Source organism: Tardiphaga sp. 215_C5_N2_1 (genome assembly GCF_052076055.1).
In the GTDB taxonomy this organism is placed as follows: Bacteria; Pseudomonadota; Alphaproteobacteria; order Rhizobiales; family Xanthobacteraceae; genus Tardiphaga; species Tardiphaga robiniae.
The window spans coordinates 1295714-1319566 of sequence record NZ_CP197240.1; the positions used below are offsets into that span (position 1 = coordinate 1295714).

The 23853-nt window shown below is 60.4% G+C and carries 24 protein-coding genes and 1 tRNA gene; 9 read left to right on the forward strand and 16 right to left on the reverse strand.

What is annotated here, in order from left to right:
• Nucleotides 1-66: 66 nt before the first annotated feature.
• From AB7828_RS06015 to AB7828_RS06025, 3 genes are all read left to right on the forward strand, one after another.
• Nucleotides 67-143 (forward strand) — tRNA-Arg (locus AB7828_RS06015).
• A 402-nt stretch (nucleotides 144-545) separates the two neighbouring features.
• Complete coding sequence (locus AB7828_RS06020) at nucleotides 546-2453, forward strand: PAS domain S-box protein (RefSeq protein ID WP_441229674.1); 1908 nt, start codon at nucleotides 546-548, stop codon at nucleotides 2451-2453.
• Between the two features lie 1849 nt (nucleotides 2454-4302).
• Entirely contained in the window at nucleotides 4303-4497 is a 195-nt protein-coding gene (locus tag AB7828_RS06025) for a hypothetical protein (protein ID WP_089264272.1), read from the forward strand.
• 65 nt (nucleotides 4498-4562) lie between these two features.
• Here AB7828_RS06025 and AB7828_RS06030 read toward each other — a convergent pair whose 3' ends face one another.
• From AB7828_RS06030 to AB7828_RS06055, 6 genes are all read right to left on the reverse strand, one after another.
• The gene (locus AB7828_RS06030) at nucleotides 4563-4916 is read right to left on the reverse strand and encodes a response regulator (protein WP_175368981.1); all 354 of its coding nucleotides are present in this window, start codon (nucleotides 4914-4916) and stop codon (nucleotides 4563-4565) included.
• Nucleotides 4917-4982: 66 nt separating this feature from the next.
• Nucleotides 4983-5159: a hypothetical protein gene (locus AB7828_RS06035; protein WP_441229675.1), complete on the reverse strand. Its 177-nt coding sequence runs from the start codon at nucleotides 5157-5159 to the stop codon at nucleotides 4983-4985.
• 134 nt (nucleotides 5160-5293) lie between these two features.
• Nucleotides 5294-5908, reverse strand: coding sequence for an Isoquinoline 1-oxidoreductase subunit (locus tag AB7828_RS06040; RefSeq protein WP_231080643.1), 615 nt, complete (start codon nucleotides 5906-5908; stop codon nucleotides 5294-5296).
• Nucleotides 5905-6435: a (2Fe-2S)-binding protein gene (locus AB7828_RS06045; RefSeq protein ID WP_184516750.1), complete on the reverse strand. Its 531-nt coding sequence runs from the start codon at nucleotides 6433-6435 to the stop codon at nucleotides 5905-5907. Before AB7828_RS06045 ends, AB7828_RS06040 begins: the two co-directional genes overlap by 4 nt.
• Nucleotides 6432-9206, reverse strand: a complete 2775-nt coding sequence (locus AB7828_RS06050) for a xanthine dehydrogenase family protein molybdopterin-binding subunit (protein WP_441229676.1) — start codon at nucleotides 9204-9206, stop codon at nucleotides 6432-6434. The genes AB7828_RS06045 and AB7828_RS06050 overlap by 4 nt, the downstream gene beginning before the upstream one ends.
• A 40-nt stretch (nucleotides 9207-9246) precedes the next feature.
• On the reverse strand, nucleotides 9247-10335 hold the full coding sequence (locus tag AB7828_RS06055; protein WP_441229677.1) for a hypothetical protein: 1089 nt from the start codon (nucleotides 10333-10335) through the stop codon (nucleotides 9247-9249).
• A gap of 386 nt (nucleotides 10336-10721) precedes the next feature.
• On the opposite strand from AB7828_RS06055, the gene AB7828_RS06060 reads away from it, so the two are divergent.
• Nucleotides 10722-11150 (forward strand): DUF1801 domain-containing protein, encoded by a 429-nt coding sequence (locus tag AB7828_RS06060; protein ID WP_441229678.1) that lies wholly within the window; start codon nucleotides 10722-10724, stop codon nucleotides 11148-11150.
• 6 nt (nucleotides 11151-11156) lie between these two features.
• Here the strand turns inward: AB7828_RS06060 and AB7828_RS06065 are convergent, their stop codons facing one another.
• Nucleotides 11157-11300, reverse strand: a complete 144-nt coding sequence (locus AB7828_RS06065) for a hypothetical protein (protein WP_309946185.1) — start codon at nucleotides 11298-11300, stop codon at nucleotides 11157-11159.
• Nucleotides 11301-11482: 182 nt separating this feature from the next.
• On the opposite strand from AB7828_RS06065, the gene AB7828_RS06070 reads away from it, so the two are divergent.
• Entirely contained in the window at nucleotides 11483-12313 is an 831-nt protein-coding gene (locus AB7828_RS06070) for an FkbM family methyltransferase (protein ID WP_441229679.1), read from the forward strand.
• A gap of 126 nt (nucleotides 12314-12439) precedes the next feature.
• Nucleotides 12440-13375 carry a TRAP transporter substrate-binding protein gene (locus AB7828_RS06075; protein ID WP_441229680.1) on the forward strand — a complete coding sequence of 312 codons (936 nt, stop codon included), beginning with the start codon at nucleotides 12440-12442 and terminating at the stop codon, nucleotides 13373-13375.
• 15 nt (nucleotides 13376-13390) lie between these two features.
• Here the strand turns inward: AB7828_RS06075 and AB7828_RS06080 are convergent, their stop codons facing one another.
• The 3 genes from AB7828_RS06080 to AB7828_RS06090 all read right to left on the reverse strand — a co-directional run bounded on the left by AB7828_RS06080 (nucleotide 13391) and on the right by AB7828_RS06090 (nucleotide 14506).
• Nucleotides 13391-13891: an FKBP-type peptidyl-prolyl cis-trans isomerase gene (locus AB7828_RS06080; protein WP_244558298.1), complete on the reverse strand. Its 501-nt coding sequence runs from the start codon at nucleotides 13889-13891 to the stop codon at nucleotides 13391-13393.
• Between the two features lie 136 nt (nucleotides 13892-14027).
• Nucleotides 14028-14207, reverse strand: a complete 180-nt coding sequence (locus AB7828_RS06085) for a hypothetical protein (protein ID WP_441229681.1) — start codon at nucleotides 14205-14207, stop codon at nucleotides 14028-14030.
• A 137-nt stretch (nucleotides 14208-14344) separates the two neighbouring features.
• Nucleotides 14345-14506 (reverse strand): hypothetical protein, encoded by a 162-nt coding sequence (locus tag AB7828_RS06090; RefSeq protein ID WP_170849668.1) that lies wholly within the window; start codon nucleotides 14504-14506, stop codon nucleotides 14345-14347.
• A gap of 309 nt (nucleotides 14507-14815) precedes the next feature.
• Between AB7828_RS06090 and AB7828_RS06095 the strand changes: the two genes are divergently transcribed.
• On the forward strand, nucleotides 14816-15157 hold the full coding sequence (locus AB7828_RS06095; RefSeq protein ID WP_093758522.1) for a DUF6481 family protein: 342 nt from the start codon (nucleotides 14816-14818) through the stop codon (nucleotides 15155-15157).
• Between the two features lie 57 nt (nucleotides 15158-15214).
• Here the strand turns inward: AB7828_RS06095 and AB7828_RS06100 are convergent, their stop codons facing one another.
• Nucleotides 15215-15703 (reverse strand): cupin domain-containing protein, encoded by a 489-nt coding sequence (locus AB7828_RS06100; RefSeq protein ID WP_175368972.1) that lies wholly within the window; start codon nucleotides 15701-15703, stop codon nucleotides 15215-15217.
• Between the two features lie 125 nt (nucleotides 15704-15828).
• Nucleotides 15829-16071 carry a pentapeptide MXKDX repeat protein gene (locus AB7828_RS06105; RefSeq protein ID WP_309946173.1) on the reverse strand — a complete coding sequence of 81 codons (243 nt, stop codon included), beginning with the start codon at nucleotides 16069-16071 and terminating at the stop codon, nucleotides 15829-15831.
• A 250-nt stretch (nucleotides 16072-16321) separates the two neighbouring features.
• On the opposite strand from AB7828_RS06105, the gene dctP reads away from it, so the two are divergent.
• Nucleotides 16322-17344 carry a TRAP transporter substrate-binding protein DctP gene (dctP, locus tag AB7828_RS06110; protein ID WP_093758520.1) on the forward strand — a complete coding sequence of 341 codons (1023 nt, stop codon included), beginning with the start codon at nucleotides 16322-16324 and terminating at the stop codon, nucleotides 17342-17344.
• A gap of 27 nt (nucleotides 17345-17371) precedes the next feature.
• Here the strand turns inward: dctP and AB7828_RS06115 are convergent, their stop codons facing one another.
• The 4 genes from AB7828_RS06115 to AB7828_RS06130 all read right to left on the reverse strand — a co-directional run bounded on the left by AB7828_RS06115 (nucleotide 17372) and on the right by AB7828_RS06130 (nucleotide 22391).
• Nucleotides 17372-18268, reverse strand: coding sequence for a hydroxymethylglutaryl-CoA lyase (locus AB7828_RS06115; RefSeq protein ID WP_439058422.1), 897 nt, complete (start codon nucleotides 18266-18268; stop codon nucleotides 17372-17374).
• A gap of 32 nt (nucleotides 18269-18300) precedes the next feature.
• A complete protein-coding gene (locus AB7828_RS06120) occupies nucleotides 18301-20313 on the reverse strand; it encodes an acetyl/propionyl/methylcrotonyl-CoA carboxylase subunit alpha (protein WP_441229682.1) in 2013 nt (670 codons plus the stop codon).
• Nucleotides 20314-20315: 2 nt separating this feature from the next.
• Entirely contained in the window at nucleotides 20316-21920 is a 1605-nt protein-coding gene (locus AB7828_RS06125) for a carboxyl transferase domain-containing protein (RefSeq protein ID WP_441229683.1), read from the reverse strand.
• Between the two features lie 165 nt (nucleotides 21921-22085).
• The gene (locus AB7828_RS06130; protein ID WP_089264254.1) at nucleotides 22086-22391 is read right to left on the reverse strand and encodes an ETC complex I subunit; all 306 of its coding nucleotides are present in this window, start codon (nucleotides 22389-22391) and stop codon (nucleotides 22086-22088) included.
• 249 nt (nucleotides 22392-22640) lie between these two features.
• Here AB7828_RS06130 and AB7828_RS06135 point away from each other — a divergent pair, with 249 nt between their 5' ends.
• A complete protein-coding gene (locus AB7828_RS06135; protein ID WP_093758518.1) occupies nucleotides 22641-23825 on the forward strand; it encodes an OpgC domain-containing protein in 1185 nt (394 codons plus the stop codon).
• The last annotated feature ends 28 nt before the right edge of the window (nucleotides 23826-23853 follow it).

The window sequence follows — 23853 nt, forward strand, 5'->3', positions numbered from 1 at the left end:
GTGTCCGAATCCGGCCAATTTACCCGGTCTGTCCAAGCCATACCGACGATGATATGACGACGCGCCGGTCCCATAGCTCAACTGGATAGAGTAACGGATTTCTACTCCGTGGGTTGCAGGTTCGAATCCTGCTGGGATCGCCACGTCATTTTCCGATTCCAATACTTTCAACGACTTGACGTACATTATAACGCGGTAACTTTTTTCACGGTCAACGTGCCTCAATCAGAGGCGCAGTCGTGGGTCTTTGCAGGATTGGCGGTTGTGATCGCACTGATCATATACGGATCGTGGATTGGACAGATCGCGACGAATTTTTCAAAGCTGCGGCCTTCTTCGGCGCCGCGTCGACTTCGCCTAAACAACGCTTAACTCCTTGGCACTTCGTTAGTTCCGCCTCCGCCAAAAACTGTCTTCTTGTGTCCCGCGCATGACGGCTTACGCTGAAGACCTTGCGGATCTCTCCGTCGCCGTGCCGACAGCGGTGCAGCCTTGTGGGCACCGCCAAACTGGACACGCGTTAGTAGTTTCGCGGGAAGTGAACGATGGCAGAGACAAATAACGCTGGACGCGGTCTTTTCGAAAGCGAGCGCGCCTTTCGGCTCCTCGTTCAAGGCGTCACAGATTATGCGATCTATCTGCTGGACCTGAACGGCATTGTATCAAATTGGAATACAGGCGCCGAGAAGATCAAAGGATATTCCGCAGATGAAATCGTGGGTCAGCATTTTTCGGTTTTCTACCCCCCGGAGGATCGCGAAGCCGGACTTCCCGCTGCTGCGCTAGAGGCCGCGCGGCGGGACAAGCGCTTCGAAGCGGAAGGCTGGCGGATGCGTAAGGACGGTTCGCGATTTTTCGCTTCCGTCGTCATTGATGCCATTTATGAAGATGGTGTGCTTGTCGGTTTCGCGAAAATCACGCGGGACATCACCGAGCGGATGCAGGCGCGCTTCGCATTAAACGAGAGCGAGAACCATTTTCGCCTGCTGGTGGGAAATGTCACCGACTACGCTTTGTATATGCTTGATCCGGAAGGTCGGATCACCAGCTGGAACTTGGGCGGCCAGCGAATCAAGGGCTATCTTCCCGAAGAAATTATCGGACAGCACTTCTCGCGATTTTACACCCCTGGTGATCGCGAAGCGGGAAAGCCGGCGCGTGCTCTGGAGACTGCCCGTAAGAACGGCCGTTACGAGGAGGAAGGCTTACGCGTTCGCAAAGACGGCACGTTTTTCTGGGCGAGTGTGGTCATCGATCCCGTCCGCAATGATGTAGGCGAGTTGATCGGCTTTGCCAAGATTACGCGCGACATCACAGAACGACGCCTGGCGGTGCAGCAACTTGAAAATATGCAAAGGCAGCTGGCTGAATCACAGAAGATGGATGCGCTCGGTCAGCTGACCGGTGGAGTGGCACATGACTTTAATAACCTGCTTATGGCGGTTACCGGTAACGCTCGGCTTATCAAGCGCCACGCCATTGACCATCGCGTGGTCAAGGCAGCAGAAGCGATTGAGGCAAGCGTTCGCCGCGGGGCAGCACTGACGCGCCAACTGCTGACTTTTGCGCGGCGCCAACAAGTCGACCCGGTGCTGCTTGACGTTGGAGAGACTGTGCAAGCTGTACGCGAAGTCTTGGCCACAGTCCTAGGCAGCGCGATAAAGCTCGAAATCTCCGTACCCGCCGGAGTCTGGCCGGTCTTCGCGGATCCAACCGAGCTCGAGACCGCAATCATCAATCTCGGCATCAACTCTCGTGATGCCATGCCCGACGGGGGCACGTTGACGATCACAGCAGAAAATCATCGTGTCGCGGACGGAGAAGATATAGGCGAGCATGTGAATATCAAAGTGATCGATACCGGCGCTGGTATTCCTGAGGATGTCATTGCGAAGGTGTTCGATCCCTTTTTCACGACCAAGCCTGTCGGCAAGGGAACGGGATTGGGGCTCTCGCAAGTCCATGGCTTTGTCAACCAGGCTGGCGGCAGTGTAGAAATCAAAAGCAAGCTCGGCGCAGGCACGGAAATCGTCATTCGGCTCCCGCGCGGAGAGGGCCATGCTGGCGTGCATGAAGCAGAGGTTCTGGCCGAAGGTGCCGGCACCGTTCTTCTCGTTGAAGACAATCCAGATGTCGCAACCTCCAGCACCGTTCTTTTGGAAGAGCTGGGATATCGCGTGAAATGGGTAACGGACGCAGAATCCGCAATGCGCGAGATTGAACGCGACGGCATCGACATTGTATTTAGTGATATTGTGATGCCCGGAAAGTTGGATGGTCTCGGCCTCGCTCGCAATCTCAGACGGAGTCACCCGCACATGCCGGTGGTGCTTGCGACGGGCTATAGTGACGCCTCCCGGAAATCAGGTTCAGAGTTTCTGCTATTGCGCAAACCCTATGAGCTTCACGAGCTCAGCAATGCATTAGAGACCGCTCGCAGCAGTGTCGCTTGACAGCATCCTCTGACCATCCATCTTGAAGCGCGCCGGTCGGACCGGCTCTGGCACCGCTTTCTGTGCCAAACCGGTTTCGGAGGTGACCACCTTCACAACCGCGAATTTGTTGCGCCGCAGAGCGACCTATGGCGCCGGAATCGGCTCGGAACGATATTCGATGACTGAGATTGATCGCATACCCGCACGGAAGCAGCGCTCCCGATGCAGATCCCTACGGTATTTCGGGCGATTTATTTCTCCGAGGCTCTTTACGTCTGATTTGTTGAGCGCAGAATGAGGTCTGTTCTGAAGTGGGGAGGAAGCGATGAAAGAGCTTCTACATGCACGAGCAATGGAGAGCATGTGTCGACAGCGCGCCTCGTTTTTTCCCGAGGAAAGTTGGAAATTTCTAGCCGAAGCCGAAAGGTGGAAGCATCGGGCGCTTGATTTGATCAGCGACCATCACGTTGACTGTAACCAGCCAACTCTGCCAGATGCTGCTGAACCTTCTCACATTCACGCGTCACGCTAGGTCTTTTCATTTCGGCAACGCTGGAACTTTTATTCGCGATGCGAGCTGCGCCGCATCTTTCGAACTAGCACGCGAAAGCTGATGGCCCGATATCGATAGGCCCGCTCTTCGCCGGCCTTGCGATACTTTGTCTCATGGAACTACACTCATCTTCTTGTCGTTGGTTCAACGCGCCCGCTGTTTTGCGAAATGGTGGAGTGTTTGTCGCGCGGTGAAACCTAGGACGTCGATGGCTCCCACAAAGCTCCAACGAAAAGCGATCGCAACAGCAGTTCAACTGAGGGCCATGTCTCGAAGGTGCAAAGAGTTCGCCAAATTCGTCGGATTTCGGTCAGTATCAGATCGGCTGAATGCTTTGGCGGCGAAATACCAGGAAGAAGCTTGGCAGGTTGAGGAACGCGCTGGACTGCACTTGAACGGAGGGGATCCCGACGAGCCCTCGAGCCGATAAGTTTCAGGCGCGTCATCGGCGATGTGATATTTCGATCAACGCCTGCGGCGCTTGCTCCGAAGCCAAAGCGCGCTAAGAAGGTCTGACCATGGCCTGGAATGCCGGCCGCCGATTTACTGATGGAAGCCCAAGCGATCGCGCCATGCGACGAGCCGGTATACGCGGCCGCGATACAGCACCATGCAGTAGATTACGCTCTGTCGCTCGCGGAACACCGCACGTTCTTAGGCAAGAGTAGAACGTCCTCGACAGCCTAAGCGATGAATGTCCCGCGTGCTGAAGGCCGGTTCGTCATGAACATCAGCAGTCGCTCCCTTGAGCCTTCGCCCCGTCGGCCTGCTGCGCCGCAGTTGGCTTCCCTTGCATTTGCTTCTGGGCGTCCTCAGATGAAGCAGGAATATTCCCGGACTGCTGGTTCATGGCGCTCGTCGGCGGGTGCTGATCAGTTTTGGAATTTGCACCGACAGTCGAGCCGGTGTTGCCTGGAGTCGGGCCGGAACCAGCGTCGCGCATTTCAGTCGTTTTGCTGGTGTTGCATGGACCCGCTTGGACCGACGCGCTACCGAGACCCAGCGTGGCTGCACAAACTAGTACAACTTGGCGTGTTACTTTCATCTGCCTCTCCCTTGGGTAAGGCCGGCATAGCCACGCCCTCGCGAGGATGCCGGCCTTTGCCTTAACCGGCCCGATGACGCCAAGTTCCGAACTCGCTCGGAAACTGAGGCCGCGGATACCTTCTTGACGCGCCAGATGCGTCGCTTTTCCGCACGATCGTATCCCTTAAGAGAGTTCACTTAGCTCACATCAAGCCCAGCTGCGGCGCGCGCGACTTCGCCAAATTTGCCGGCCTTGACACGGCCGCCTTTGAGGCGCCGAACATTGCAATGGCAAATAAAGCTCAGTTCTCCATTCTCGCTTACCAGCGACGGCCAGGATTCTGGCGTGCAGCTATTTCCCGCAAAGATGGAGCCGTCCTGACCATGAATGGCGTTGCATTGAAAAGCGTTGTCACGTCTGAGGATTTCCCATCAGAAGAAGAGGCTTATACGGATGCCGAGAAGGTTATCCGTATGATCTAGGCAGAGGCTTCCACCAGCGCAGCAGACGCTGCGGTACCGGAATCGAAATTGCCGACGCCAACCACCTAGCGCATGTTCTCGAACGTCCGCATCGCAGATATCACCGCCGTGGTCAGGTAGGGCTTCGGAATGAAAAGCGCGTTGGCCGGAATCGTCATGGGCCTCGCTTTCCCAGTTGTGATAATGATGTGGATCGGTGGCCACCTGTCACGAACAGCAGCAGCTAGCTTGAGGCCATCCATGGAGCCGGGCATATCGATATCCGTGAATACGAGGTGGATATCCTGGCGGGCCTCTAGGACGGCAATTGCCTGATTGGCGTCGCCGACCTGCAAAACGTCGAATCCTGCTTCGACCAATTCTTCGCTGATCAAATCCCGAATGAGGGCTTCATCCTCAACAACCAGCACTGTCGGCATTCCGAAACCTCGAGAGCCAACATGGCACTCCTCCTAAGTTAGTCAGCGTACAATCGTTCCCGATCATTACTTCGGAGACTTGAGATTGGAGTCCCGCCAAGCCCTCGAACGAGCATCCGCATCGTAGTCTCGAGCTTTCTTCAAGTGAGCCTGCTTGGCATCGCCCTCGGGGAGCTTGCCGGCCTTGTCAGACTGGATTTTCCCCAGCCGGCGGCTTTCTTCAGCGTCGGGCACTTGCTTCATGACACACCTCCGGTTTTTTCAGACCGGATAATGGATTTCTGTTGAGAGAGTTCCCGCGTAACGAACATACAATCTGTTGGCGCCGGGCCAGTCTACAGAGACAAACGGGACTGGTCAGAAATGGCGTCGTGGCATCAGCCCGGACAGGCTGCGCCTGTTTTCGCCCAGGCTTCGACGAGAGCGCCCGCCTCGGCCTGCGTACCCGGCGCAGGCGCACGTCCGTAACCCGGCGCCCAGGCCCAGCCGACCAGCGTGTCCTTGCCGATATGATCGATGAGATCCTCGACCTTGCGGCCGCCATTGCGCGCGGGGTCTTTGATCTGCGCGCATATCTCGGCGACGGTCTTGCCTTCCCATGCCATCTCTCGCGGCGCGAGATGCCATTCGTGATGACCGGGGATGCGGCCGGGTTCGAAATTGGCATCCTTGTGACAGGAGTTGCAGCGCATCGCCGCGGTGCCGTGGCCATCGGACCCACGCGTCACCGGCGGCTGATGCAAACGGCGCGCATCGCCCTGCCGCGGCATGTCGCCGGCGGGATGGCAGTTCACGCAGCGCGGATGCGTCAACACCTTGCCGAGTTCGGTGAAGATCGCCGCGGAGCGCGCACTGGTATCGGCGATGCCATTGAAACTCTCCGGGCTCGCCAGCCCTTTTGACGCGCCCTGCCCGGCCGCATAGGCCGTGAGCATGCTCATCCCGAGCGTCGCGACGACAACCAGAGTTTTGACGCGTGTCTCGGCTCTCATCCGCGCGGCTCCTGAATGAGATAGCGCTTCGCGTCGCTGAGGATCACATCGAGCACGGCCTCATGATACTTGAAGTAGCCGGTGCAGCGACACAGATGCCCGTCAAGCGCCTCGGCGATCCTCTCTTCAAGGCCCGCGCGCGGCACAGGCGTCCTGGCCATCTGCTCGAGCAGCACCTGCCCTTCATTGAGAAAACCGGCGGTACAGTAACCGCACTGGAACGCGAAATGCCTGATGAAGGCCTTCTGCAACGGCGACAGCTCGCCGTTCTTGGCGTGGCCCTCGACCGTGCGGATGGTCTTGCCGTGGAAGCTTGCCGCCGAGGTCACGCAGGTCGGATTGGTGTGGCAGGTGCCGTCGGGCTCGTCGACGATCACGACACAGCTCAGGCACTGGGCGGCACCGCAGCCGAACTTGGTGCCGGTCATGCCCAAATATTCACGCAGGAAGTCGTTCATGGAGAGATCGTCGCGGACCTCCGTGGGCGCATGGACCTGTCCGTTGATGGTGATGCCCAGTGTCGTCACGCGAGCGCTCCCTTGAGCATGGCCTGTGTCACCGGCAGCGCCGCGAAGCGGTGTCCGATGGCGTCATGGATGGCGTTGAGCAATGCCGGCACGATGGGGATCATCACTACCTCGGCCATGCCCTTCGGCAATTCGTCCGGTGTCAGCGGCGGCATCAGCTCAATCTCGACGTCGCGCAGCGACAGATCCGATCCTCGCGCCACCAGATATTGACCGAGATTCCATTGCCCGTTGCCGGGTCCGCCCTCAAACGGCGGCAGCGTTTCCAAAAGTGCGTAACCGACGCCCATGGCGAAGCCGCCTTGTGCCTGGCCAATCACGACCTCCGGCACCAGCGCCTGCCCGCATTCGAATGCGGTATAGGCTTTGGCGATGCGCAGCACGCCGGTCGCTTTCTCGATCTCGACCCGGACTGTTGCACCGCATGCCGCTGTATAGGCCGTGCCCATCCGGTTGTTATCGGTTGGCGGGAACAACACGCTGGCACGGTTGATGCGCGTGAATTTGCCGGCGCCACGACGCAGCGCGAGCCCGTCGATCTCGGCGCGATACTGCTCGCCGTTAATGGGGAAACGTGCGCGTGCCCACGACCAGCGCGAGAACCCGTGCGCCACGGCGCCGGTGACAAGATTGCGCGCATGGGCGGTCGCGGCGAGTTTCGCTAGGGGCAGCGACGGCAAGCCCACCATTGTGAGCTGCCCGTCCTTCCACTGCGCCTTGGCGAAATCCTTGGCGCGTGGATCGCGCGGGCCGATATTCCATAGCGCCAGCGCCGCCGGCCACAGACCGAAGCGGAAGATCACCCGCGCAGCTTCCGCCGCGGCATGGGTACCGACATGGGCGCCGATGGAGGCTGACGTGGCCGAACTGATCGACGGCACCCAGCGCGGATCCTTCTCGGCCTTGTCCTGGGTCTTCTGGTCCATGGTGTAGCAATCGCCGGAGGTCACCAGCTCCAGCGCATCGAACACGCCGACCTGCGACACCGCCACTTCGTCAGCAATGCTGCCGAGGTGCAATGCGACGCGATTGGCCAGCGCCGTGCCGATACCATTGCCCATCTCCACATGGTCGCAGAAGATCGCGATCCTGCCGTCGGGGCTGAGTTCAACGCGACCGTTCGAACTATCGCCGCCGGTGCCGTAGTCCTTGGTCACGCAGGCGACGCCGGTGCCGACCAGTATGCCACTGGTCGCGCGCGCCTTCTCTGCAGCTCGTTGCTTCCAGATCGCGTGCTGCTCGAGCTTGTCGAGAACCTCTAAGCTCCGCACCGAGACGATATAGGGATTGCCGGTCATGGTGCGGCCATCCTGCTTCAGGGCATTGCGTCGCCGGAAGTCGATGGGATCGAGCTTCAACGCAAGCGCCGCCTCGTCGATCAGAACTTCCAGCGCGGTCATGGTCTGCAGCGAACCGTAGCCGCGCATCGAGCCCGCGGTCACGCCGCGGGTATGCTCTGCCACAGTCGTCACATCGACCTTCGGCACGTCATAGATACCAATCGCGGCCGTTGCGGCGCAGGTGGCGACATTGGCCGAGAAATTGGCGAGACCACCGCCATCGAGCACGTGATCGGCGGCGAAGGCCGTGATCTTGCCAGAGGCGCGATCGACAGACATGCGCGAGCGCATCTTGATGGCGTGGCGTTTGATGCCAGCCTGAAATTGCTGATACCGATCGTGCGCCAGCCGCACCGGACGGTCCGGGAAGAATATCGCCGCCAGCGTCACATAGAAAATGAATGGCGTATGGTCGCGGCCGCCGAAACCGCCCCCCACATAGGCGAATTGCGCGTTGATCGCACTCGGCCTGAACGGCGCCTTGGTTTCGCCAAGCAGAAACGCGATTGATTCCGCCGCTTCATAGGGCGACTGCACGCCCAGCACCAGTTCGAGCGCCTTGTCTTTTGCGCTGTACCAGCCCAGCCCGCATTCCGGCTCCATAAACATCGGATCGACAGACTGCGTATCGAAGGTGCGGTCCAGCACCAGAGCCGAAGACTCGCTGGCGGCGATCTCGGCACGGATCTGGTCGCCATAGACCGCAGCCTTCTCGTAACCGGCCTCGTTCTTGTGCGCGGTCGAGGACCATACCGGCAGCGCGGACGCCTGGGTACGGCCGGGCGTGACCCAGCCGGCAAGGACCGGCGAGTAGACATCGGGCGCATCGGGCGTGGCGCCGGCAACGCGGGTGAAACGATACGCCGCATAATTCGGCATTACGATCGGGCCGGTCTCCTCGCCAAACTGCACGAAGGTGCCGTCGCGCAAGGCGATCCGCGCGCGGTCATAGGTGTCGAACTGCTCAAAGATCAGCAGCGCAACGGGCTGGCCCATATAGAGCGGCGTCTTGCCGACGGGACAGAACAGATCGCCTTCATAGTAGGCGGGAACGCGGGCGTTGATCCTGGCGAGATCCGCCGCGGTGACGATCACCGTAGGCTTCAGCGCCCCGCTCAGCCGCGCGAGGTCCATGCCAAGATAGACATGAGTGGCATCAGGCGCGCGCACCAAAATCGCGTGCGAAGTCTTTTCCGGCCAGCCCGGCAGGTCATTCGCCCGGAAATCCGACGCATAGAGTTTCGAGCCGGTGACCTTGGCAACGCCATCGACACGACCGGCACCGCCGATAGCGGGATTGAGCTTGCCCCGCCCCGGCAGTGTCTCGCGTGCCGGGAACGCCACCGGCTCCGCCGCAGCCAGATGCGACAGGCTGAGCGAAATACCGCCAGCCGATACCCACTTCATAAACTCGCGACGCGAAGTCCGCATACTTCCACCCCTGATCGACAGTCGTCCGCCGCCGCGCCGATTACTTGAGATCGGCGATGGTGGCCGGCCCCGGTCCAGTGGTGATCAGCGTCGGCCACTGGTTGGAGCCGAACGGCACCACGGGCGGCAGGAACGGCGTCATGCCGCGCTTGGCGCTCTCGGCGATGATGGCAGCGCGGGCGTCGCCCCCCATCAATTCATAATCCATCAGGTGATAGTTGCCGAAGAACAGCGAGCCCACCGAGCGATCGGCGATGATGCGGGTCAGCGACTCCAGCATGTCGGCTTGCGTGGTGGTGAACGACACGGTCTCGATCAGCAGCAGACGATCGTTGATGGCCTCCGGCGGGAAGAACTGCGCCAGCACGCTGAACAGCACGTTGTTCTGCCGTGCCACGTAAATCGTGTTGCTCGCGGCATAGGCCTTGTCCCAATCGGGACCCAGCATCTTCTTCCAGTCGCCCAGCACGGTCATCCAGTGATTGACCTGGGTCTGCGCGGCCCAAGTCACGTTCTTCGCAAGGAACGGCGCCTGTTTCTTGCCAAATGTCTCCAGCACATCGAAGGGGATGACGCCCTTGGCGATGCACTCGTCCATGAAAGCCAGGTTGTTCTGCAGGATGGTACGGTTGTTGTCGCGCCAGTCGGCCTGCATCGGCGTGAGATCGAGGCTATCCAGCGCCGACTGCATGCGGCTGCGATAGGCCTTCATCGAACCGAGCCAGGATTTGTTATCGGGATTGTTCACATAGGGGCCGACCACCTCGGCCAGCGCCATGGTGCTGTGCCCGACCGACTTGAGCAGCTGATAGACCATCGGCACCGAGGGCGCGTCGAGCGGCGGTTTGCCGGGCTGGTACAGCGTGAACTTGCCGCCGGCGCCGGAGAACAGACCGAGGATCACGGGATGCTTGGCTAGAATATTGGTGCGGAAGACTTTCGCTGCATCGCCGTAGAGTTCGAACATGCCGGTGTTGAGCGCGAGCATGTCCTTGGTGGCGGTCTCGGCAGGCGTTGTCGCGGTGAGCCCGGAAATCGGCGCCATATAGGATGGCAGCGTCTGGGCATGGGCGGCGCCGACGCCCCCCAACAGGACAGCTGCGAGAGCGACAGCGTGGCGATACGTCATATCCGGACTCCTCCGCGTCATCTTGGCGACTGCTACTGTCACGACTAACGCAGCACATCTTAAAAATCTGCCTTTCCATTCAGCAGAAATGGTCGCGACATAGTTGACGACAGCAAACACGCCGTGACGGGCGGAATGCTCTCGAACGCGACTGAACTGGATAAAGAAAAACGCTACGAATCACGCAAAGCGCCGGTGACTCAAGGCTATACGCAATTTCGTGACACCGGAATTGGTTCGCGATCCGGAATACGCAATACGCAGCGATTTCTCGTCCGCCTGTGGTGGAAGGCTGGACGCCGGAAACAGGCCGGGGTTATTTTCACGACACGTAGATAAGCACCACCAACACGGCTATATGGCGCCGGACGTCTGAGGGGGAGCGCATGGCAAAAAAGACGTCCAGCAAATCGACGGAGATCAACGAGGCAGGTTCTCCCTCCGCGCAGATCGACACGAAGATCAAGGAGCTGGGTGACTGGCGCGGTGAGATGCTCGCTTCCGTCCGAAAGATCATCAGGCAGGCCGTCCCCGACGTGGTCGAGGAATGGAAGTGGCGCGGCGTTCCGGTCTGGGAATACGCGGGCATCATCTGCACCGGCGAGACCTATAAAGCGGTCGTCAAGATGACCTTCGCGAAGGGCGCATCGCTCGATGATCCGTCAGGCCTGTTCAACTCCAGCCTCGACGGCAACACCCGCCGCGCCATCGATATTCACGAAGGCGATAAGCTGGACGAAAAGGCGCTGAAGGCGCTCATCCGCGCTGCGGTGGCGCTGAACACCTCGACAAAGAAGAAGCCAAAGAAAGCGTGAGCGTCGTTATCTGGCGACCGGCCACGACAGGTCGTAGGACATCACGTAGATGACGATCGCAGCCAGGCACAGAACCACGCCAATCCAGAACAGTGGCGAATGATGAATGGGGCGGCGGCGCGCGGCGTCGTCTCTCTGTTCGTGCTTCATTCCGTCCCCCATTTTCGGCGCCAAGTACCTCAATCGCTCGAATTGTCGCGCGACACTCTGACACGCTGCCTACGCCCACTGAAGCACGCATTGTCGCACCATTCGCAGGAAAGGTACGCATGCGGCACGGCGCGATTCGACGCAACGATGATGGTTTATCCGCGCTGCTCCAGCCAGCACGGATGACCGATGTCGTCGACATTGGCGCCAATCCCATCGATGGCGATCCGCCCTATAAGCCGATGCTGCAAAGCGGACTTTGCCGCGTTACCGGTTTCGATCCGCATCCGCAGGCATTGGCGCAACTGCAGGCACGCAAGGGCGCGTTTGAGACCTATCTTCCCTATGCCGTCGGCGATGGCGGCAGCCATACGCTGAACATCTGCCGCGGCATCGGCTTTGCCAGCCTGCTGCAGCCTGAGCCGAAAACACTCACGCACTTTCCGAATTTTACCGAGCTCGGACGTGTCGTCGACAGGCTCCCGCTCGATACACAGCGGCTCGACGATATCGCCGAGATCGACCACATCGATCTCTTGAAGATCGACATTCAGGGTGGCGAACTGTCGGTGTTCAGGAACGGTCGCAGCAAACTGGCAAAGGCCGTCGCCATTCAGACCGAAGTCTCCTTCGTGCCGCTCTATGAGAAGCAGCCGGTGTTCGGCGACATCGATCTCGAACTGCGCAGCCTCGGCTTCATTCCGCACATGTTCGCGGCCATCAACAAGAAGATGATCGCGCCCATGATGGGGCCGAATCCTGCTGCTGCCATCAATCAACTCGTCGAGGCCGACGTCGTCTATGTCCGGGATTTCATCCAGGCCGAGGCGATGGATAGCGAGCAGCTCAAGCACCTCGCACTGATCGCGCATCATTGCTACGGCTCGTTCGATCTGGCGCTGAATTGCGTGCATCATCTCGCCAGCCGCGGTGCCGTCGCGCCCGATGCCAAGAACCGCTATGTCGCCCTGCTCCAGGCCAATCGCCCCAAAGTAGCTGGCGGCAGACTTTAAACTTCTCCGGTTCCGACGTAACATGGCGTCCGGCGCAGAGACCGCGCCGATGCGTGCATCATCTTTCCAGCCAGAACCACGGGTCAGACCATGCTTTCACGGCGCCGCCTTTTGCTGACTGCGGGAATGGCGATCGCCTGCCCTGCAGTCCTGCGCGCCGAACCGCTGAAGATGCGCCTCGCTCATAGCCTGCCGACCACCCATCCCGTCCACCCGGCCATGCAGCACTTTGCCGATCTGGCGCGCGAGCGTTCGCAGGGCGAACTCGACATCGCGCTGTTTGCGGACGGGCAGCTCGGTCAGGAAGTCGACCTGCTGTCGCAGGTGCAGGCCGGCAAGCTGGATTTCCTGAAAGTCAGCGCCAGCGTGCTCGAACGCGTCCATCCGGCCTACAAGGTTCTCAACCTGCCTTTCACGTTCCGCGATCGCTCCCATTGGCTGAAAGTGACGAGCAACGAGATCGGCAGCGACGTTCTGGCCTCAACCACATCGGCGGGTCTCACCGGCCTGACCTTCTACGATGCCGGCGCGCGCAGCTTCTATGGCCGAAAACCGATTCTGCATCCCGACGATCTCAAGGGCATGAAGATCCGCATCCAACCGTCGGAGACCATGGTCAAGCTGATGCAGCTGTTCGGCGCCGAAGGCATCGAGCTGTCATGGAGCAATGTCTATGTCGCGCTGAAGTCGGGACTCGTTGATGGCGCGGAGAACAGCGTGGTGGCGCTGATCGTCGGCAAACATGCCGAAGTCGCGACGCACTACTCGTTCGACGAACACACCATGATCCCGGATGTACTGCTGGTTGGCGCCGGCCGGCTCAACAGCATGACGGCGAAACAGCGGGAGATCATCCGCGAAGCCGCCGCCCTGTCCTATCATCACATGAACAAGCTGTGGACCGCATTCGAGGCGCAAACACGCCTGCAGGTCGAAGCGATGGGCGTGACATTTGTCACGCCGGACAAGGCCCCCTTCATCGCAAAGGCAGCGCCCCTCGCCGACATCTATGCCGGCGAGGAAGCGTCACGGACGTTGCTGCGCAGAATCGCGCAGGCATAGGTCGTTTGATCGGGCTTATTTGACGCCGAGCAGTTCGACGTCGAAGATCAACGTCGCATTTGGCGGGATCACGCCGCCGGCACCACGCGCGCCATAGCCGAGATCCGGCGGAATGATCAGCGTGCGCTTGCCGCCCACCTTCATGGTGGCAACGCCTTCGTCCCAGCCCTTGATGACGCGCGACATGCCGATCGGGAATTCGAACGGCTCGTTGCGATCGACTGACGAGTCGAATTTCTTGCCCTTGACGCCGTTCTCATAGAGCCAGCCGGTGTAATGCATCACGCAGGTCTGTCCCTTGGCCGGCGTTGCGCCGGTGCCAACGGTGGTGTCTTCGATCTGGAGGCCTGAAGCTGTGGTCATGGTTTTTCCTGCGGCTGGCGCCATTTTCTGAGGCGCTTGTTTTTGAGGCGCTTGCGCCATGGCGGAAGAAAGGGAGACGTCGGACACGGCCACGATCATGGCCGCGCTGAGCGCGACGGCCGTGGCTCTAACGGCACGCTGGGAGTTTCGCATCATGTCTCCTGGATGGTTGGGTCTGCGAGCGGCGCAGTCATGCCCCGTCATCGCACCGCAACGCAAGTCCTGGCAATGCCGAATCCCGAAGCCGCGATCCATGAAGATCGGTCAATGAGGATGCTTGAATCGGTCCTCAGTCAGGCTTGGAGCTGCGTCGGGCCAGCTGACCCTTGTAATTTTCAAGCAACCGGGTCGCCAACTCTGTCGCCTCATCGCTTGCCTGGATTGAGCGTCTGTCCGACATCGGCTCTACGAGCGAGGCCGGATGTTTGAAGCTGAACGAGCGGATGACGCGATCAATGGCTGCTTGCATGGATAACTCCCGATGGCGACAGGAACTCCGCGTTTCGCGGAAAGTTCCTGATCAGTCAGCCGGAGGGCACCGCAGGTTCAAGGCAGCAGCACGGCCGCTGCAAAGCCGCAACATGGCCATTTTGGCTACAAATGTTGCTAAGCGCCTGCTTCTGCTGCGAATTGCAGCCCTTTGAAAGTCAGTCGCTTGGGGTCGCGAACGCCCGCCAGATACAGGCCGCGAATGAAGTGGGTCACCATGTCGCGATCACAGCCGGTCAGAATGACCACGGCATCGACGGCTGTCTTCTGGGCATCCATATCGGTCCTCGCGCCGCACAGGCGGCTTGCTCCGCGCGCTCCAAATCGCCGGATGACCAAAACATGCCCGATTCCCGGGATTTGCGGATATACGCGGATCACCCCGGCCCAAGCTCCGCCCCAGCCTCGCGCAGGCCTCCTTGCCGGCAAATCATGCGTAAGATTGCCGTAAATCGCAGATAGTTGATGCGTTGCCGCGCTGTCGGCTGTAAACCGCAGCGGAGTTTCGGCCATTGCCTGGGTGTTTGCCCGGCTGCCGCACCCGACGATGACCCACCCCAAACCAAAGAAAGCGACAAGGCCTCGTTCATGTCATTTAAGGAACCCAGCTTCGCGGATCGCCAGAAGGCTGCGATCGAAGCCAAGAAGAACATTCTGAACAAATTCAAGGCAGCACCGGGGCCCGATGATCCTGCCGTGAAGGCGCGCGCCGCCGAGCGCGAAGCCGCTGCCGTCGCACGCGCGGAAGCCAAGGCCATCCGCGACGCTGAGAAGGCCGTCCAGAAGGCCCGCGAAGCCGAGGAAGCCGCCGCTGCTCTAGTCCAGGCTGCGCGCGAGAAGGAAGAAGCCGCGCTTGCCCAGGCCGCGCTGGAAGCCCAGCAGAAAGCTGCCCGCGACGCCCGCTACGCCGCCCGCAAGAAGCGTAAATAAGCACGAAATCAGCGTGCCATCATCTGATGGCACGCTGCCTGAATTGATTGTCCGAGGTCAGTTCGTTTTGCCGAATTGCGGCTCGTCGGGTTTGACGAAATTGTTGCCGCTCGGGCCGTAACCGGTGATCTGAATCACGGCGCCCTCTTCCCGTGTGCCGTCCCAATGCACCGCGCCAGCGGGATGCACCATGTAGCCGCCGGTCTTCATCGGGATCGATTTCTCGGGCACGAAGGCTTCGCCCGTGCCGGTGTACCAGGTGCCCGACAGCACCACGACGTGACGATCTTCCGGATGCTTGTGCGGCTTGCTCATGATGCCGGGCGGCCACTTGATCCGCAGAACATAGATGCCTTGCTTTGAGGGATCTCCGTAAAGTGTCGCGACTTCGACGCCAACACCGAACGGGTTCTTCCAGACTTCCTCGCCCTGATTAATGCGCACGAAGCCCATCTCATCGGTGGCGCTCCATGTCGTCACGCTTGGAAACAGTGTTGCTGCGATCAGACAAGTCGCCGCAACGACGACGCGTCGTTCTTTTTTCATCATGGCCTCCCAAGCATTTTCTTGTGCGCGGAGGCTATGCCGAGTTTTCAGGTCCAGCAACGAGCAGCGCAACATGACAAGCCCGTCGCGCGGACGGGCCCGTCACAGCGATGCGTGTGAAGACGTTACTTCTTCATCATTCCGTCTTCCTTCTTCATCATGCCGTCTTTCTTCATGCCATCGTCCTTCTTCATACCGTCGTGAGACATGGCATCCTTCTTCATACCGTCGCCCTTCGACATAGTGTCCTTTTTCATGCCGTCATCCTTGCTCATCTTGTCCTGAGCGAACGCAGCAGGTGCCAGCGCGAGGCTGAGCGAGACGAGCGCGGCGGACACGCCGAGCGCAAACCTGGTGGAGATGGTCATGATGTTTTTCCTCGGATCCATTTCTGAAGCGCGACGTCTGTCGCTATGAACCAGACGTACGGAGGTCGCGGTTTGTTACGTCGCATCAAAAAAGTCTTGATGATGCATCCGATAGCCATTGCGTGCGACGCAACATCACTTGCCCGCCGGTTCGGATTGTATAAACGAAGGGACGCGCGGTGACGGAGCAACAGGACGCGGGCGCATTTTGTCCCGCCCGGCACCAGACGAACACTTTCAGGAGTTACGCATGCTGACTCGCCGCCACATCCTTGGATCGGCCCTCGCCGTGCCTGCGATCCTTCGTTGCGGTATCGGTACGGCGCAGGCAGCGACTACATTGAAGATCTCGCACCAGTTTCCCGGCGGCACCATCGATAACGGCGACTTCCGCGACCGTCTGGTCCGGACTTTCGCCGCCGCCATCGCCAAGCAGAGTGGCGGCGACCTCGTTGCCGAGGTTTATCCGGATTCGTCGCTGATCAAGGCAGATGCGCAATTTTCCGCCATGCGCAAAGGGACTCTCGATCTCAGCCTTTATCCCTTGCCTTATGCCGGCAATGAATTGCCGGAAGCGAATATCGGTCTAATGCCCGGTCTGGTCTCGACCTACGATCAGGGCTTGCGCTGGAAGAACCTGCCGATCGGCAAGGCACTGAGCGACATTCTCGCCGACAAGGGCATCGTGCTGCTGACCTGGGTCTGGCAGGCCGGCGGTGTGGCTAGCCGCTCGCGCCCGCTGGTTGTTCCTGAGGACGCCAAGGGTCTCACGGTACGCGGCGGTTCGCGCGAGATGAACATGATGCTGCAGACTGCCGGCGCACGCGTGCTCTCAATGCCGTCCAACGAAATTTACGCGGCGATGAAGAGCGGCGCCTGCGATGCCGGCATCACCTCATCGACCAGCCTCATCTCATTCAAGCTGAGCGAAGTCGCCAAGCATCTGACCTCCGGCGCGGGTGCGTCCTACTGGTTCATGCTTGAGCCGCTGATGATGTCCAAGGCTGTGTTCGACAAATTGCCGAAAGCACACCAGGATATTCTGGTCTCGGTCGGCGCCGAGATGGAAGCCTTCGGCAAGGCGGGCGCGCAGCAAGACGATGTCGAAGTGTCCAGGGTCTATGAGAAGGCCGGCGCCCAGGTCAGCGCGCTCGACGCTGCGACCGTCGGCAAGTGGCGCGATATCGCGCGCGATACGGCGTGGAAGGACTATGTCGCCAAGACGCCGCTCACCGCGAACCTCCTCAAGCTCGCGCTGGACGTTCCGGCCTGACCTATCCTGTCGTCCGCCAGCTGGCTCTCAGCGCGTCTTCGCGTTGAGTGCCGAAGCGACACGGCTGACCGGCGGGCGGCCGATCAGAGCACTGATGGTGTTAGTCGCAGCGAGCAGCTTGTTCATATCGACGCCTGTGGCAATCCCCATGCCTTCCAGCATGTAGACCACATCTTCGGTACCGACATTGCCGGTCGCACCAGGCGCGTAGGGACAGCCGCCGAGACCGCCGGCAGCGCTGTCGACAACGCGACAGCCTTCTTCCATCCCGGCATAGAGATTGGCCAGCGCCTGACCATAAGTGTCGTGGAAGTGCATCGCGAGCTTCGGCATGGGAACCGAGCCAGCAACGGCGCGCAGCATCTGCCGCGCCTTCGACGGCGTCCCGACACCGATCGTGTCGCCGAGTGAGACTTCGTAGCAGCCGAGATCAAACAGCGTCTTTGAGACATCGACGACCGCCTGCGGCGCGACGTCGCCGTCATAGGGACAACCGAGAACGCAGGACACGTAACCCCGCACGCGGATGCCGTCGGCCTTGGCGCGCTCGATCACCGGCTTGAAGCGCTCGATGGATTCGGCGACCGAGCAATTGATGTTGGCACGCGAAAAGCCTTCCGAGGCCGAGGCGAACACCGCGATGACTTTCGCGCCGACCGCCTTCGCGCCCTCATAGCCCTTCTCGTTCGGCACCAGCACATGGAATTCACCGGGCAAATCGCGCACGCCGAGAAATACCTGATCCGAACCCATCATTTTCGGGATCGCCTTGGGCGACACGAACGAGCCGACCTCAACCGTATGCAGGCCAGCCCCGACCAACGCCTTCACGAAGGCGATGCGGTCTTCGACCGACACCGGCGTCTTTTCATTCTGCAAACCGTCGCGCGGGCCGACCTCGACGATACGAACCTGATCACTCATGCTTGTTTCAATCTCACGTGTCTTTCAGAAGATCAGGCGCTCGGCTCGACTTCCGCAAGCTCGACGCCTTCTCCAACGATATCGCCGACCTTGCACTTGATGCGCTTGAGTACGCCGGCGAACGGCGCGCGCAGGGTCTGCTCCATCTTCATGACTTCCAAGGTCAGGATAGCAGCGCCCTTCTCAAGGGTCGCGCCCTCCTCGGCCAGCAGCGCCACCACGGTGCCGGGCAACGGCGCAACGATCTTGTCCTCGCCGACTTGCTCTTCATCGTCGCCGCCGAACGGATCGACCCAATGCATGTCGAAACGGCCGTGACGCGTACGCAGGTAGAGTTCGTGGCCCTCGATCACCGAAACAATGTGCGAGCGCGCTCCGTCCAGCGTCAGATCGAAATGCCCGTCATCGGCCGCAGCCGTCTCAAACCCCAGTTCGCGAGTGCCGATCGAAATCGTTGCAGGACCGCTGCCGTAATTCAACGTCACGCGCTGCTCGTCCGAACCATGCTTGAATTTGAACACCCGCTGGCGACGCCCGACCGGCATCCAACCAGCCGTCAGCCAGGGCGAGGTACCGGTAGCCCGTGCTGCCTGCTCTTCGCTTGCGACGATGGCGGCGACGGCCGCGCATAGTTCGAGATCGCCAGGCGCCGCCGAGTCCGGCGTCAACACTTTTAATTCACGCTCGATAAAGCCGGTGTCGATGGTGTTGGCACGCACATCCGGATGCGTCACAAGCGCCGACAGGAACGGCGTGTTGGTGACGATACCCCGAATATCGGTCTCTTCCAGCCCACGGTTGAGCCGGTTGATCGCTGCATCGCGCGTCGGCGCCCAGGCGATTACCTTGGCGAGCATGGCGTCGTAGTTCGGCGACACCGCATCACCCTCGCGATAGCCAGCATCGATGCGCAAGCCATTCGTCTCAGCGGGCGTGCGCCAGGTGCGGATCCTGCCGACCGACGGCATGAAATTCTTGTGCGGGTTCTCGGCGTACACCCGCGCCTCGATGGCGTGGCCGTTGAGTTTGATCTGGTCCTGCGACAGCGGCAGCTTTTCGCCGAACGCCACGCGGAGCTGCCATTCGACCAGATCAACGCCGGTGATCAGTTCAGTGACGGGATGCTCGACCTGCAGGCGCGTGTTCATCTCAATGAAGAACACGTCCTTGCCGTCAGAGACGAATTCGATAGTGCCGGCGCCGACATAGTTCACCGCGCCTGCGGCCTTGCGTGCAGCCGCGCAAACCGCCTCACGCTGCGCGCCGTTCAACGTCGGCGACGGCGCCTCTTCGATCACCTTCTGATGCCGTCGCTGCAACGTACATTCGCGCTCGAACAGCGAGACCAGATTGCCGTGGCTGTCGCCGACGATCTGCACCTCGATGTGGCGGGGATTGTCGACATACTTCTCGATCAGCATGCGGTCGTCGCCGAACGCTGCTTTGGCTTCGCGCTTGGCGCTGACGATGGCCGGAGCCAGTTCAACAGCCGAGCGCACCACGCGCATGCCACGCCCGCCGCCGCCCGCTGAGGCCTTCACCAGAACCGGGAAGCCGATCTTGTCGGCTGCCTTGGCCAATGTCGCGTCGTCCTGCGCTTCGCCATGGAAGCCCGGCACCAGCGGCACGCCAGCCTTCTCCATCAGCGCCTTGGAGCCCGACTTCGAGCCCATCGCAGTGATCATCTCCGCAGTAGGTCCAACGAAGATCAGGCCGGCATCGGCACAAGCCTGCGCGAACTCGGCGCTCTCGGAGAGAAAGCCGTAGCCGGGATGGATCGCCTCGGCGCCGGTCTTCTTTGCAGCTTCGAGAATGCGCTCGATATTGAGATAGCTGTCGCGCGCACGCGCCGGGCCGATCAACACGGCCTCGTCGGCTTCCGCGACATGCAGCGCATTGGCATCTGCCTCGGAATAGACCGCGACGGTGCGCAAGCCCATGGCCCGCGCGGTACGGATGACGCGGCAGGCTATCTCGCCGCGATTGGCGATCAAGAGCGTGCGAAAGCGGCGATATAAAGCTTTTGAGATTTCGGCTTTGGCCATCATCACATCCTGAACAGGCCGAAGCGCGTCGGCTCGATCGGCGCATTGGCCGACGCTGACAAACCAAGTCCGAGCACCAGGCGCGTATCTGCGGGATCGATCACGCCATCATCCCAGAGGCGCGCCGTTGCGTAATATGGGCTGCCCTGGGTCTCGAACTGTTCGCGTGTCGGCTTACGAAACGCTTCCTCCTCTTCGGTCGACCAGGTGCCGCCCTTGGCTTCGATATTGTCGCGGCGCAGCTGACTCAGCACCATCGCTGCCTGCTCGCCGCCCATCACCGAGATACGGGCATTGGGCCACATCCACAGAAAGCGCGGGCTGTAGGCGCGGCCGCACATGCCGTAATTGCCGGCGCCGTAGGAGCCGCCGACCACCACAGTGAATTTCGGGACGTTGGCCGTGGCGACAGCTGTCACCAGCTTGGCGCCATCGCGCGCAATGCCGCCGGCTTCGTATTTCTTGCCGACCATGAAGCCGGTGATGTTCTGCAGGAACACCAGCGGGATGTTGCGCTGGCAGCAGAGCTCGATGAAATGCGCGCCCTTCAGCGAGCTCTCGCTGAACAGGATGCCGTTGTTAGCGATGATGCCGACCGGGAAGCCCCAGATATGCGCGAAGCCGCAGATTAGCGTCGTGCCGTAGAGCTTCTTGAATTCGTCGAATTCGGAGCCGTCGACAATGCGCGCGATGATGTCGTGCATGTCGAACGGCTTGCGCGCGTCGGCTGGAATGACGCCGTAGAGTTCTTCAGCCGCGTATACAGGATCGCGGGGCGCCTGCATGTTCAGTGTGGCCCGCTGTGGTGGCTTCAGCGTCGCGACGATTTTTCGCGCGATGCCGATGGCGTGACCATCGTTCTGCGCATAGTGATCGGTGACGCCCGATTGTCGTGAATGGACGTCGGCACCGCCGAGCTCTTCCGCGGTGACCACCTCCCCGGTTGCTGCTTTCACCAACGGCGGACCACCGAGAAAGATCGTGCCCTGATTGCGCACGATGATGCTCTCGTCGGACATCGCCGGCATATAGGCGCCGCCGGCGGTGCAAGAGCCCATCACGACAGCAATCTGCGGAATGCCCTGCGCCGACATCTGCGCCTGATTGTAGAAGATGCGGCCGAAATGGCGCTCATCCGGAAAGATGTCGTCCTGCTGCGGCAAGAACGCACCGCCGGAGTCCACCATATAGATACACGGCAGATTGTTCTGCCGTGCGATGTCCTGCGCGCGCAGATGCTTCTTCACCGTCATCGGATAGTAAGTGCCGCCCTTGATGGTCGCATCATTGGCGACGATCATGCACTCCCTGCCCGACACCCGGCCGACGCCAGTGATAACGCTGGCGGAATGGACATCGCCGCCATAGAGGCCGTTGGCGGCCAATGGCGAGAGTTCGAGGAAGGCCGTGCCGGGATCGATCATCAGATCGACACGCTCGCGGGCCAGCATCTTGCCGCGCGCGGTGTGCTTGGCGCGGGACGCCTTGCCGCCGCCCCCGGCGACCGCACCGAGCTTGTCCTTGAGCTCGGCAACCTGCGCCTTCATCACATCGACATTGCGTTTGAACTCGGCCGAGGTGGGATCGATCGTGGAGCGAAGCGACATCGGCTTCCGTTTCCTGCAGGGTCTGTTTCTTGTTTGCACGGCGGCCCGGCAACGGGCCTGCCATGATGGTGTCACCCCGTCGTGGCGGGACGCAACCCTAACTTTCGGTGCTGGTCAGGGTGAGATTTGAAGCGTTACGGGGCTGATTTGCCCGCAAACCGGTCGTCAGTGCGACCATGGCTCCGAGCGGCGGAACGCAAAATTGTCGGCATAGGCAATGGTCCGGGGCGCACGCACCTTGGGCTCGATCACCTGATAGGCAATGCCTTCGCGCTCGCAGTAGGCGACCGCCTCTTCCTTACTGTCGAAGTGGATGGACAGCTGCTGCTTCATGTCACCGGACGACGTCCAGCCCATCAGGGGCTCGATCACCCGCGCCTGCTCCGGCTCATAATCGAGCTGCCAGTCCTTGGTCTTCGCGAGGCCTGCCTGCATGGCATTCTTGGGGGCTTTGAAGATACGTGCGGTCATGGAATGCGATAGCCTTTTAAGGATGGGCCTTCGTCTCGGGATCGGCCTTGGTCAGCTGCGACACTGCGACAAATTGGTGAAAACGGCGGGGCTGGTATATCCATTTGTCACGAATTTGATCCGTGATTCCGTCGTTTGGCGGCTTCGTTATTGTGTATATTCGTTCCACGGCGTCGTGACAATCGGGGCACGAAGCGGTCTATCTGATCTCGCAATTCGGCATCATGAAGGGCTCCTGAAGCGGCACCCATGGATATTCACGCCATCCTTCCCCCCAAAGGCCGAGACCTTCGGCTGGACCTGTTCCGCGGCATCGCCAACTGGGCGATCTACCTCGATCACATCCCCGACAATGTGGTGAACTGGGTCACCACCCGGAACTATGGCTTCTCCGACGCCGCCGACCTGTTCGTCTTCATCTCCGGCTACACGGCGTCCTTCGTCTACGCCAAGATGATGCTGGAGCGCGGCTTTATCGTCGGCGCTACGCGCCTCACCAAGCGGGTCTGGCAGCTCTATGTCGCCCACGTTATCCTGTTCGTGATCTACATCGCCGCCATCGGCTATGTGGCGCAGCGCTATAACGACCCCGACATCATCAACGAGTTCAACGTTGCCGGTCTGGTCGACAATCCGATCCAGACACTGACGCAAGGTCTGCTGCTCAAGTTCAAGCCGCTCAATCTCGACGTGCTGCCACTCTATATTGTGCTGATGGGCCTGTTCCCGCCGGTGCTGTGGATGATGCTGCGCAAGCCGGATCTGACGATGCTGGCGTCGCTGGCGCTGTATTTCGCGGCACGCCAGTTCGGCTGGAATCTGCCCGCCTATCCCTACGGCGTCTGGTACTTTAACCCGTTCACCTGGCAATTACTGTTTGTGTTCGGCGCCTGGTTCGCGCTCGGCGGCGCCCTCGAGTCACGCTCGGTGATCCGCTCCAAGGTGCTGCTGTATTTCGGTATCGCCTATCTCTTGTTCTCGCTTGTCATGACCATGGCCGGTCGCTTCCCGGACACCGGCCACATGATCATGCCGGACTGGTTGTTCGACGCGTTCAATCCGAACGACAAGACCAACCTTGCGCCCTATCGCGTGCTGCATTTCGTGATCATCGCCTTCTTCGTCACCCGCTTCGTGCCGAAGGAATGGAAAGGCCTGGAGTGGCCGGTGTTTCAGCCGCTCATCAAATGCGGCCAGCAGTCGCTCGCCGTATTCTGCGTCGGCGTGTTCCTGTCCTTCGTCGGCCACTTCCAGCTGATGATGTCGTCGGGCTCGCTGCTGGCGCAAATATTCGTCAGCGCCGCCGGCATCGGCATCATGACCGGCGTGGCCTATTACATCTCGTGGTCGAAGAAGCAGGACAAGCCGTTGCCGAAGCCGGCAGCTCCCGCAACGTCAGAACAGCAGGCATCGCCGTCGAAAGCCGCAGAATAGACCCGTTGTCGAACATGGTGCGGGACAG

Coding starts and splice junctions, on each gene's coding strand:
- AB7828_RS06020 (WP_441229674.1), top strand. CDS start 546: ATGGCAGAGACAAATAACGCTGGACGCGGTCTTTTCGAAAGCGAGCGC.
- AB7828_RS06025 (WP_089264272.1), top strand. CDS start 4,303: ATGGCAAATAAAGCTCAGTTCTCCATTCTCGCTTACCAGCGACGGCCA.
- AB7828_RS06030 (WP_175368981.1), bottom strand. CDS start 4,916: ATGCCGACAGTGCTGGTTGTTGAGGATGAAGCCCTCATTCGGGATTTG.
- AB7828_RS06035 (WP_441229675.1), bottom strand. CDS start 5,159: ATGAAGCAAGTGCCCGACGCTGAAGAAAGCCGCCGGCTGGGGAAAATC.
- AB7828_RS06040 (WP_231080643.1), bottom strand. CDS start 5,908: ATGAGAGCCGAGACACGCGTCAAAACTCTGGTTGTCGTCGCGACGCTC.
- AB7828_RS06050 (WP_441229676.1), bottom strand. CDS start 9,206: ATGCGGACTTCGCGTCGCGAGTTTATGAAGTGGGTATCGGCTGGCGGT.
- AB7828_RS06055 (WP_441229677.1), bottom strand. CDS start 10,335: ATGACGTATCGCCACGCTGTCGCTCTCGCAGCTGTCCTGTTGGGGGGC.
- AB7828_RS06060 (WP_441229678.1), top strand. CDS start 10,722: ATGGCAAAAAAGACGTCCAGCAAATCGACGGAGATCAACGAGGCAGGT.
- AB7828_RS06065 (WP_309946185.1), bottom strand. CDS start 11,300: ATGAAGCACGAACAGAGAGACGACGCCGCGCGCCGCCGCCCCATTCAT.
- AB7828_RS06070 (WP_441229679.1), top strand. CDS start 11,483: ATGACCGATGTCGTCGACATTGGCGCCAATCCCATCGATGGCGATCCG.
- AB7828_RS06075 (WP_441229680.1), top strand. CDS start 12,440: ATGGCGATCGCCTGCCCTGCAGTCCTGCGCGCCGAACCGCTGAAGATG.
- AB7828_RS06080 (WP_244558298.1), bottom strand. CDS start 13,891: ATGCGAAACTCCCAGCGTGCCGTTAGAGCCACGGCCGTCGCGCTCAGC.
- AB7828_RS06085 (WP_441229681.1), bottom strand. CDS start 14,207: ATGCAAGCAGCCATTGATCGCGTCATCCGCTCGTTCAGCTTCAAACAT.
- AB7828_RS06090 (WP_170849668.1), bottom strand. CDS start 14,506: ATGGATGCCCAGAAGACAGCCGTCGATGCCGTGGTCATTCTGACCGGC.
- AB7828_RS06095 (WP_093758522.1), top strand. CDS start 14,816: ATGTCATTTAAGGAACCCAGCTTCGCGGATCGCCAGAAGGCTGCGATC.
- AB7828_RS06100 (WP_175368972.1), bottom strand. CDS start 15,703: ATGAAAAAAGAACGACGCGTCGTCGTTGCGGCGACTTGTCTGATCGCA.
- AB7828_RS06105 (WP_309946173.1), bottom strand. CDS start 16,071: ATGACCATCTCCACCAGGTTTGCGCTCGGCGTGTCCGCCGCGCTCGTC.
- dctP (WP_093758520.1), top strand. CDS start 16,322: ATGCTGACTCGCCGCCACATCCTTGGATCGGCCCTCGCCGTGCCTGCG.
- AB7828_RS06115 (WP_439058422.1), bottom strand. CDS start 18,268: ATGAGTGATCAGGTTCGTATCGTCGAGGTCGGCCCGCGCGACGGTTTG.
- AB7828_RS06120 (WP_441229682.1), bottom strand. CDS start 20,313: ATGGCCAAAGCCGAAATCTCAAAAGCTTTATATCGCCGCTTTCGCACG.
- AB7828_RS06125 (WP_441229683.1), bottom strand. CDS start 21,920: ATGTCGCTTCGCTCCACGATCGATCCCACCTCGGCCGAGTTCAAACGC.
- AB7828_RS06130 (WP_089264254.1), bottom strand. CDS start 22,391: ATGACCGCACGTATCTTCAAAGCCCCCAAGAATGCCATGCAGGCAGGC.
- AB7828_RS06135 (WP_093758518.1), top strand. CDS start 22,641: ATGGATATTCACGCCATCCTTCCCCCCAAAGGCCGAGACCTTCGGCTG.